The organism is Crinalium epipsammum PCC 9333 (assembly GCF_000317495.1).
Taxonomy (GTDB): Bacteria; Cyanobacteriota; Cyanobacteriia; order Cyanobacteriales; family PCC-9333; genus Crinalium; species Crinalium epipsammum.
Map to the genome: position 1 here is coordinate 3564084 of NC_019753.1, position 10819 is coordinate 3574902.

Genomic DNA, 10819 nt, shown 5'->3' on the forward strand with positions numbered 1-10819 from the left:
TTCCCTTTAAAATTCAATATCTGATCGCTGATTTATATTTATTACTTCACTTAATCCTTTTGCCCAGGAAATTGTTTCAATATATTTAGCTAAACTAGCCACAGTTGGCGTTTCAAATAATTGACGGACGGCTAACTCTACTTGCAAGCGATCGCGTATTCTAGAACTAAGCTGAGTCGCCAGCAAAGAATGACCTCCCAACTCAAAAAAATTATCGTGGACACCTACCTGTTGTTTTCCCAAAACCTTAGCCCAAATTTCTACTAACACCTCCTCAACCGACGTGCGCGGTGCTATATAATCTTCATGCAGATTGAAATTAGAGAAATCTGGCTGAGGTAGTGCCTTACGGTCTACTTTGCCATTCTGTGTTAGTGGTAAAGTATCCAGCATTACAAAATCTGATGGAATCATATACCCAGGTAATTTTTGTTTGAGAAATTCGCGTAACTCGCGTAATTTCCCCCCCCTTATTAAGGGGTGGATAGGGGGGGTAGATTTCGCATTATCATTATGTAGAGACGTTTTATCCAACATCTCTACATTAAGGACAAAATAAGCTACTAAGCGTTTTTCCCCAGGTATATCTTCTATTGCAACAACCACCGCTTCCCGTACTTCTGGATGTTGACATAACACAGATTCAATCTCACCCAACTCAATCCGAAAACCACGAATCTTAATTTGATTATCTATCCGACCAATAAATTCAATATTCCCATCAGCTAAATAACGCCCCAAATCACCTGTTTTATATAAACTTAAGGGGAGAGGAGGGAGGAGAGAAGAGAGAGGAGAATCTTTACTAAAAGGATTAGAAATAAACTTTTCAGCAGTTAACTCAGCGCGATTAAGATACCCCCGCGCCAACCCATCACCACTTATATATAATTCCCCGACAACTCCAATAGGTACAGGTTGCAAATATTCATCTAATATATATATCTGCGTATTACTAATCGGACGACCAATAGAAATTACCGTTTTTTCCTCACTATCTAACCACTCAACTAAATAATAAGAAGAAAACGTAGTATTTTCTGTAGGTCCATAAACATGAAGTAAATGCTTTGGTGAGCCATGTTTTAAAATCTTTTCCACCCATCTTGGATCAACCGCTTCACCACCAAACAAGAGATATTTTAGAGATTTAAAAGCTGTAGGAACGTTTCTAGCAATTTGTTGAAATAACGCAGTAGTTAAAAATAAGATACTAATTTCTTTTTCTGAAGCTGTAAAGCAAACTCTTCTGGTGCAAGAATTATATCTCTATTGATTAGCAACAGTTGAGCGCCATTAAGTAATGCTCCCCAGATTTCAAATGTGGCAGCATCAAAAGAGATATTAGCAACTTGGGCAATTTTATCACAAGGTTCTATATTGATATAGTTAGTATTACAAACTAAACGAGTTACAGCTTTGTGAGGTACAGCAACACCTTTCGGCGTTCCTGTAGAACCAGAAGTATAAATAATGTAAGCTAAATTATCTGTTCTAGTGTTGTTAGTTAAATTTTCCTGGTTTTCTAATTCAATTAATTCCCAATCATTATCTATATAAACCACAATAGGAGTATGAATAGCTGATAGCTGACTGTTGATAGCTGACTGCTTTAATAACACTGATACTTGTGCATCTTGTAACATGAAATCAATGCGATCGCACGGATAACTCGGATCTAAAGGTAAGTAAGCACCCCCGGCTTTCAAAATCCCCAATATTCCCACTATCATCTCGATAGAAGGTTCCATACAGATACCAACAATAACTTCTGCACCTACACCTAACTTCTGTAAATAATGCGCTAATTGATTACTACGATTATTTAATTCTCTATAGGTTAGTTGCTGGTTATCAAATAATACCGCTATAGCATCAGGACTTTGACTTACCTGCTTTTCAAACAACTGATGAATACAACAATTTTGCTGATAATTTACTTGATGATCAATAATATTATTCTCATATGCCCCCTCCCCGTAAACGGGGAGGGGGCTAGGGGGTGGGGTTCTCTTAGTATTATTCCACTCCACCAAAATCTGATTTAATTCCGCTTTGCTCAAAATAGGTAAATCACTAATTCGTGTTGATGGATTAGCAACAATTCCTTCTAATAATGTTTGAAAATGCTCTGCCATTCGAGTAATAGTAGCTTGTTCAAATAAATCAGTATTGTAAACAACTACACCTCTAATTCCTTCAGAATACTGCCAGCGATCGCCTCCAAGCAAATTTCTATAGCCATCTCCACATTCCCATAAATTAAACTCTAGATCAAATCGCGTTGTTTTAATATCAATATTAATAAAACTTGCATCTAAATCTAGTAAATCCAATCCTGTCATTGGCGAATTTTGAAAACTAAACATAACTTGAAATAGCGGATGACGGCTAATATTCCGTTCTGGTTGCAATTCCTCTACTAACTTTTCAAAAGGTAAATCTTGATGAGCATAACCACCTAAAGTTACCTCGCGTACCCTAGCTAAAACTTCCTGAAAACTTGGATTACCAGATAAATCAGTTCGTAACACCAAACTATTGACAAAAAAACCAATTAACCCTTCTATTTCGCTACGATTGCGGTTAGCAATAGGTACTCCAACGGCAATATCTTCTTGATGAGAATAACGATAAAGTAATACCTGAAATGCTGCCAGCAAAGTCATAAACAAAGTTATACCTTCCTGCTGGGATATGCTTTCTAATTTTGTAGTTAGATTTTTGGGTATTTCTATAAATTCAGTTGCCCCTCGATAACTTTGTCTTCTTGGTGGCAATTTATTACTAGGTAAATTTAAAGTTGATATTCCTTCTAAGTGTTGTCTCCAGTAACTTAATTGATTTTGTAATACTTCACCCTGTAACCATTCGCGTTGCCATTCTGCAAAGTCAGCGTATTGGAGAGGTAATTCTGGCAAAATTTTAGAAGCATCGCATTTAATGTCTCTACATAAAGCTGTATATATTAAACTTAATTCTTTACTAAGTACACCAATTGACCAATCATCGCAGACAATATGATGTAAATTCAGTACTAAAATATGCTCATTTTCTTGTAAGCGAATAAGAAGCGATCGCACCAACGCTTCAGATGATAAATTAAAAGGACGCTCTGACTCTGCAAAAATTATTTTTTTTGCTTCTGCTTGCCTTTTATCAAGAGACAAATCCTGCAAGTCTACTACCGTTAGACGTATATTTAAGCTAGGGTAAATTACTTGTACTGGTTGCTCATCAACTATCTTAAATCTGGTGCGTAAACTTTCATGGCGACTCACAATTTCGTTTAATGTTTGCTCAAGTGCTAAGAAATTTAGTGAACCTTTTAGCCTTAGTGCTGTCGGTACATTATAAAAATAATTTCCAGGTACTAACTGGTCAATAAACCATAATCTTTGCTGGGCAAATGAGGTAGGAAAAATAAATACTTCTTCAGATATATTGACTTGATGATCATTCATAACAAATTTATAATATATAATTGTTTTTTTGAGTTTGCGATCGCAGTCTTTTTTAGTTAGGGTAGTGCGATCGCGCTTCTAATAAATTTATAATTTATAGAATAAGTAAACAGACATTATATTTGAATATTCAGTATAAATGCGATGAGCGAATTTGAGCAACTAATTAAAGTTGTGGGGAGAGAAAGAATGATCAAACTCCTCCAAGAAGTAGCAAAAGAAGCCATTGATAGCGGCGATTGGCTTAAAGTCAGGCAAGTTACTGATATAGTTGCTCAAATTAATGGGCATCCTGCCAGTGTAACTGAAGAAAATAAACCTAATGTAGACAATTCCCAACTAGAACTTGTCACTATAAATATTTCCCAACGATGCCTTGAGTTATTAAATAAAGCTGGAATTTTTACTATAAATGACCTACAAGGTTATAGTTTAGATAGTTTACTCGAAATTAATGGCATTGGTGAAATGGCAGCAAAGCAGATAGACAAAGCTTTGCAAACACTAGGAATTACCTTGCACAGTTTTGGGTTACGCTCAAGATGGCAAAGTGAACAATCATCAATTAACGATGACCAACTATCAATTAACAATGACCCAAATTAGATATTTTGCACCCCTTCAATAAAATCTTGGCTTACATCTGCGTAATCTGCGTCCATTTGCTGACATCTGGGCTAAAAAAAATGTGACTATTTTTAAGCTAACGCGCAAATAAACTTGTACATTTTTAATTTAGACAAAAGTTATCAAACCCTCTTTCTCTCTCTCCTTCCTCGTCCCTAAAACATAAAATGCGCGAAACTACAACAGCTTATTACCGCGTCACCCCCTGAATAACAGGACGAACATCTGAGGAAAAGGGTTCTGGATTACCTACCCAATTAAAGCTATTAACTCGCAGACTAATCGAACCAATTTCCACTACAGGGTTATAGCGCAACAAAATATTATAGGTGCGACGGCTATATTCTAAGAAATAATCAGTACTAATTGCTCTATTATTATCTAAATTTAACGAAGTCTGAAAGCCTGCACGAAATGGCCCATAAACTTGCTGCGTAATGCCCGCAGAAAGTACTCTAGTATCTACTAAACGATCAAACAAAAACGGTGATTCTCCACTAGGAAAAAGTTGAAAATAAGTAATATTAAAACCTGTATAATCTAAAAAAGGTCGGGAAAAATTACCAATTTGCCCGTCTATTCCTAGATTGCCACTTATCGAGTTTTGATTATCACCATTACTGTAACCAGTTAGTACACCAGTAAGACCCGTGTTAAATTTTAGGTATGGAACTACAGGTTGTGGAGTGTAACGTAAACCTTCTGTAGCAGTTGCAGGTAAGCCTTTACCTTCTAAAAGTAAAAAGCCGCGATTGACAGAAGCGCTGGCTTGATAACGACTAAGGTTAATTCGATCATTATCCCGATTCGGTTTGAGTAAATCTGGTTTGTCTGTTTCAGCATTAATAAACTGCACACCTGCTTGATAGCTGGCATTAAAATCACGCCCTAAATTAATTAATGGGGAAGTAACAACTGCACCCAGGCTACTTTGTACAGGCTGAAAACCTAACGAACCGTTAAATAAGCGATCGCGATAGCCATATTGCAAAGTAAGCTGATGCGGTAAAGTATTACCAATTGTCTGCCGCAATCGCACATTAGCCCTGAACTCGTTCTCTACATCATTAAAATTTAAACTTGTGAGAAATCCAGAACCCTCAAGTGTCGTTTTAGGGCTGAGAGTAGATTGTACTTCTGCCCTCAAACCAAAACTGGCTGGATCAAAGAAACCTCCCTCTTGAACGGCTTTTTGAATAAAATACTGCGGTGTAATACTAAATTTGCTTGTGGGAGTAGTAAATGGTTCAAAAGATCGCTCAATAAAAAGACCACCGCGATCGCCTTGATCATATCCAAAATTTATTAAACCAGGCTCACGTGGTCTGCGATCAAGCGTCAGGCTATTGCGAAACAGTGGTATTTCCAAATTTTGATCTAGCACCAAGCGGGGTCTAGAAGTGGTAATTTCACTCAATAGCGATGAGGTACGCTGAAACTGTGCTGTATCTGCCCGTATTTCTAACTCTGCTGGGGAAAAAGGATCATTTGTAAGTCGCACCTTGGTAGCTTGCAAGGTATTACCTTCAAAATTTATTCTTTCAGCTTGAAAGCGTAAGCGGTTGAAAGTACCACCTTGTTGCAAACCAGGTCGGTTAGGGATATTTATATCACTCCCAACAACAATACCGATACCGCCAGAATTGGTAAGTTGTTGTAGAGGTTGATTAGCAGTAATGCGATCGCTTAAAGGTCTAGCAGGTAATATATTTGCACCCACATTCGCAGGTGATGTTACAGTGAAATCCGTTGCTGCTGTCGGTTGAAAAAACTCACCACTCGCATTAGAAATTACGCCTGTATCTTGACCAAAATTATATTCAAAACGTTCACCGCGTAGTAACTGCTGTCCACGTCTTAGAGCAACATTACCAAATGCGATCGCAAGGCGATTTTTTAAATTTACCTCAATGCGATCGGCATCTAGCACAGCTTCCTGAAAACGCATCACGACATTACCACTCGCCGTAATCACCTGTCGCTGGCTATCGTATTCCTGGCTATCGGCATTTAATTCAACTACTCCCCTAATCTCCACAGGAGTAGTTTGCATAGGCGTTGTAGTGCTAGGCTGTTGTTCCTGTGCTGGTAAAATTTGGGATTGTAGCGATCGAACTTGAACTTCCCCTAAATTGCCTTCTACTGTAGTTTGTTCAGCTACTAAGGGGAATTGTTGTGTAGGAACCTGAATTTGATATTCTTTACGGCTGTTCGGATCTAAAACGTTATTCCTACAACCTTGATTTACCGCCAATCGAGCCTTACAACCACGCTGCGCCGCCACAATTTTAATTGCGGTCAAACTTTTATTATCTGCACTTAACAGCTTTAACTCTTGAGCCTCACCGTCCGTAAAATCCTGCCCTTGAGAACCTGCTGCGGGTTGGATTGCATAACCTACAGACATCGGCTTACCGAGTAAGATAGCACTATGAGCCGCAGTTAAAAGAGAGTGATTTTCTAGTTCTACTGATGCTTGAATTTCTGGGGCTGTTGTTACTAACGTAGATCTTGCTAACTGCCCTTGGTTTAAAAAATTAGTTGTAGATGTAACTTTTTGGGGCGAAATTACTTGAACAACAGCGGGCATTGCAGGCTGAATAAATGGATAGAGCATTTTTTCTTAAAATCTTCAAACAAACCGCTCCAACACACAACAATAGCCAGCACAAAGAGTAAATAGGCGAGGCACGCCCCGCCACTTATCAAAGCTTGATTTAAAAACTCCTTGCTTTCTACTCCAAATCTCGGCGGTTGGGGTTACGAGCAGGGTCGTTAGACAACAAGCCAAAAATAAACAGTAAGGAAAAGAAAGCAACAACGATATAGACAGTAATCTTGAGGGTGACCATAATTTATTTCTCCCAGGGGATGAAGAGTTAAATTCTCTACATAAGAGAAGCTTTAACTTTCTTATCATACCGTTCATCTAGCTGATTTTTTGCATTAGGCTCTGATACTGAAGCGCGAATTCATTTTTGACATCTCCCCAACCCCTCTCCTACAAGGAGAGGGGCGAAACTCCCCCTTCCCTAGTAGGGAAGAAGGTTGGGGGGTTAGGTTTTTAAGAAAGCGCGAACGATATCAGGCTCTTAGAGCCTATCCGAAAAATAAATAATTAGTAAAAAACATCTGCGTTTATCTGCGTTTATCTGCGGTTACATTCTCTTAAAAGGACTTTTCCGATAGGCTCTTAATACTCCTAACATCTACAACAGCAGAATAGAATCGACAATATTGCCAACTTAACTTGGAGATTTTTTCAATGCAGCCGATTCGTACATTTAACGTTTCTCCGGCTCTACCACCGCAACTGGAACCTCTGCGGATACTAGCCTACAACCTTTACTGGGACTGGAATGTTGAAATTAAAGAATTATTTCGGCGCTTAGACCGTGACTTGTGGGAATCAAGCCGCCACAACCCTGTATCCATGCTAGGGATGATCAGCCAAGCCCGACTACAGGAAATGGCAGAAGATGAAGGATTCCTAGCACACATGGAGCGAGCAGTTCGCCAACTTGATGAGTACCTCAAAGAGCGCACTTGGTACCGCAAACAGCGTTCAGCCCTCAGCAACCACCAATCAACTAATGGTGATACATCTACACATCCTCAAAAAGAATGTTTCGCCTATTTTTGTGCTGAATATGGCTTAGTTGATTGTCTGCCTATATATTCTGGCGGTTTAGGTGTCCTTGCTGGCGATCACCTCAAGTCGGCTAGTGATTTGGGATTGCCCCTAGTTGCTGTCGGTTTACTCTACCAAGAAGGCTACTTTGCCCAATATCTCAACGCTGATGGTTGGCAGCAAGAACGCTACCCCGTCAATGATTTTTATAATATGCCTCTGCACCTAGAGCGTAACTCTGATGGGTCAGAACTCAGGATTGAGGTAGAGTATCCAGGTCGCACTGTTTACGCCCGTGTGTGGCGCGTACAGGTAGGGGTTGTGCCTTTATATTTGATGGATACCAATATTGAGCCAAATAACCCTTACGACCACGACATCACCGACGAACTTTATGGTGGTGATTTGGATATGCGGATTCACCAGGAAATGATGCTGGGAATTGGCGGAGTCAGGATGTTGAAGGCTTTGGGGTACAAACCTACGATGTATCACCTCAATGAAGGTCACTCTGGCTTTCTAATTTTGGAACGCATCCGAATTTTGATGCAAGAACAAGGACTGACGTTTGCCCAAGCTAAACAGGTAGCCCAATCTACTCAAGCTTTCACAACTCATACGCCTGTTTCTGCTGGATTCGATTTGTTCCCACCAGATAAAGCAATGTATTACGTGGGACACTACGCCCATACTTACGGGTTATCTCGTGAGGAATTTCTCGGTCTGGGACGAGAGAACACGGGAGATTTAGCTTCACCTTTTAGTATGGCGGCGTTGGCGCTGAAAACCTCCAGCTTTGTTAATGGTGTTGCTCAACTGCACGGTGAAGTCTCACGGGTGATGTTTCACAGCCTTTGGAAAGGCTTACCTATAGCAGAAGTACCAATTACGGCGATTACTAACGGGGTTCATGCTCGTAGTTGCGTTGCAAAAGCAACTCAGGAATTATACGATCGCTATCTTGGCCCTAGCTGGTCAGAAAAAGGAGCAAAAGATCCCTTGTGGGAACGAGTGCTGTCAATTCCTGATGAAGAATTATGGCGCAATCACGAACGTAGTCGTTCAGAACTGGTAGTATTTGTGCGCGATCGCTTGGTAAAACATTTGCGCGGTCGTGGTGCTTCTCCAGTGGAGATTTCCCAAGCTCAAGAAGTTCTAGATCCAGGTGTTCTGACAATTGGGTTTGCTCGTCGATTTGCTACTTATAAACGCGCTACTTTATTTCTGCATAATCTTGAGCGGATTAAACAGATTTTATCAAGTAACAAACACAAACAAGTGCAGTTTGTAATTGCCGGAAAAGCTCATCCTAAAGATATTCCAGGCAAAGAATTAATCCGTGAAATCATCCGCTTGACCAGAGAAAATGGCATATCATCGAGTGTGGTATTTATCCCAGATTACGATATCCATGTAGCTCGGTTGATGGTTGCAGGTTGTGATGTCTGGTTAAATACACCCAGACGACCAAGGGAAGCATCTGGTACGAGTGGAATGAAGGCAGCAATGAATGGTTTGCCTAATCTGAGTGTGCTAGATGGTTGGTGGGATGAAGCCGATTATGTTCGCACTGGTTGGCCCATTGGTCATGGTGAAACTTACGAAGATGCTGAGTATCAAGATGAAGTAGAAGCGAATGCACTATATGAGTTAGTTGAAAAAGAAGTAGTGCCTTTGTTTTATGACCGCGATGCTGAAGGAATTCCTCGCCGTTGGATCGCCAAAATGAAAGATGCCATTCGGTTAAATTGTCCCTTCTTTAATACAGCGCGGATGGTGAGGGAATATGCAACGCGGGCTTATTTTCCAGCAAGCGATCGCAACTTCGTAATGACAGGTAACAATTATGCCCCAGCCAAGGAATTAGCCGCTTGGAAAGAAAGTATGTTTCAACATTGGTACAACATCAAAATTGTATCAGTTGATGTTTCTGCAACCGAGCAAATTCAGGTTAATCAAAAGGTTTCTGTGAAAGCTTTAATTAACTTAGCAGGACTCACCCCAAATGATGTACAAATTGAACTCTATCAAGGCGCTGTGAATGCAGATGGTGAAATTACTAATGGTACAAGTGTAGTAATGCAACACCAAGGAAAAGATCAACAAGTAGATAGTATTTATACGGCTGATATTCTCTACTCTGCCTCTGGTTTACAAGGTTTATCTCTGCGTGTGTTGCCTAAACACGAAAATCTCAGCAGTCCTCATGAATTAGGATTAATTAGTTGGGCGTAAAGTTGTAGAGACGCGAGATCTCGCGTCTCTACTCGTTCCTAGCCAGAGGCTAGGAATGCTATTTCCGATGCTCTGCCTCGTTAAAATTGTTGAGGAACAACAATATAACCACTCTCAAGATTTCCTAATACCAAATTACGCTCAATTCCCCAATACCACCAATAAGCAGCTATGTAGGCACAAATTAACGCATCTAATTTATCTTCTAATGCTTTGAGAGTTGCACCTGTGCTAGGAAATTCTGAGCTTAAAGAATCAAGGAAACACAAAGAAGCCAAAGAATAAGAGGAAATATCAAGTCTAGGTTGATAATTAGGTAATATCTTCAGAATATAATGGCAGAGTTTTTTTAGTTCTATTTGACGCTCTGCCAATTTTCCTTTTTTATATTTTAAAATGCGCTCTAAGTTAAATAAATTTACCATTGCTGCGTGGGGATATACTTCTATTTGATATCTTTCTAATTTCTGAGGTTCTATAATTGGTGCATGAACAAATCCACGCAATTCTAATTCCAAGCCAAATTGAACAGTTTTTTGAGCATAAGAACGTGCTAAAGAAGCAGGATAGCAACCAGCGTGATATTTACCAAAATGTTTATGACTGAGTTTATCTGGTAGACGCATTCCTGTAGCATTAGGAATTAAAGTTGGTGCATCTACTGCAATTATTCCTGGTGCATCAGGTGAGATCCAACTTTCAAGCCAAGAAAGAATATCTGCATTTGATTGTTGGCGGTCTAAATTTAATATTTCTAATTGATTATTTCGCCATTCTAAGCAGCATAATCCACTAGCGCCAGACACCCAGCCAAAATCAATTCCGATAAATTTCATTATTCAGCCACCAGATCTCGCAAACG

The 10819-nt window shown here is 39.7% G+C and carries 7 protein-coding genes; 2 read left to right on the forward strand and 5 right to left on the reverse strand.

The genetic code is table 11. The features are described from left to right. Positions 1 to 6: 6 nt before the first annotated feature. Positions 7 to 1218, reverse strand: coding sequence for a non-ribosomal peptide synthetase (locus CRI9333_RS27830; RefSeq protein ID WP_315863871.1), 1212 nt, complete (start codon positions 1216 to 1218; stop codon positions 7 to 9). Then, positions 1200 to 3464, reverse strand: coding sequence for a non-ribosomal peptide synthetase (locus CRI9333_RS15525; RefSeq protein WP_232229338.1), 2265 nt, complete (start codon positions 3462 to 3464; stop codon positions 1200 to 1202). Before CRI9333_RS15525 ends, CRI9333_RS27830 begins: the two co-directional genes overlap by 19 nt. 144 nt (positions 3465 to 3608) lie before the next feature. Here CRI9333_RS15525 and CRI9333_RS15530 point away from each other — a divergent pair, with 144 nt between their 5' ends. Continuing rightward, positions 3609 to 4070 carry a DNA-directed RNA polymerase subunit alpha C-terminal domain-containing protein gene (locus CRI9333_RS15530; protein ID WP_041226077.1) on the forward strand — a complete coding sequence of 154 codons (462 nt, stop codon included), beginning with the start codon at positions 3609 to 3611 and terminating at the stop codon, positions 4068 to 4070. Between the two features lie 211 nt (positions 4071 to 4281). Here the strand turns inward: CRI9333_RS15530 and CRI9333_RS15535 are convergent, their stop codons facing one another. Both CRI9333_RS15535 and CRI9333_RS25800 read right to left on the reverse strand, forming a co-directional pair. After that, complete coding sequence (locus CRI9333_RS15535) at positions 4282 to 6708, reverse strand: DUF3769 domain-containing protein (protein WP_015204119.1); 2427 nt, start codon at positions 6706 to 6708, stop codon at positions 4282 to 4284. Between the two features lie 118 nt (positions 6709 to 6826). Then, positions 6827 to 6943 (reverse strand): photosystem II reaction center protein I, encoded by a 117-nt coding sequence (locus CRI9333_RS25800; protein WP_015204120.1) that lies wholly within the window; start codon positions 6941 to 6943, stop codon positions 6827 to 6829. A gap of 413 nt (positions 6944 to 7356) precedes the next feature. On the opposite strand from CRI9333_RS25800, the gene glgP reads away from it, so the two are divergent. Next, the gene (gene glgP / locus CRI9333_RS15540) at positions 7357 to 9957 is read left to right on the forward strand and encodes an alpha-glucan family phosphorylase (protein ID WP_015204121.1); all 2601 of its coding nucleotides are present in this window, start codon (positions 7357 to 7359) and stop codon (positions 9955 to 9957) included. Between the two features lie 80 nt (positions 9958 to 10037). Here glgP and CRI9333_RS15545 read toward each other — a convergent pair whose 3' ends face one another. Beyond that, positions 10038 to 10793 (reverse strand): DUF429 domain-containing protein, encoded by a 756-nt coding sequence (locus CRI9333_RS15545; RefSeq protein ID WP_015204122.1) that lies wholly within the window; start codon positions 10791 to 10793, stop codon positions 10038 to 10040. Positions 10794 to 10819: the final 26 nt, after the last annotated feature.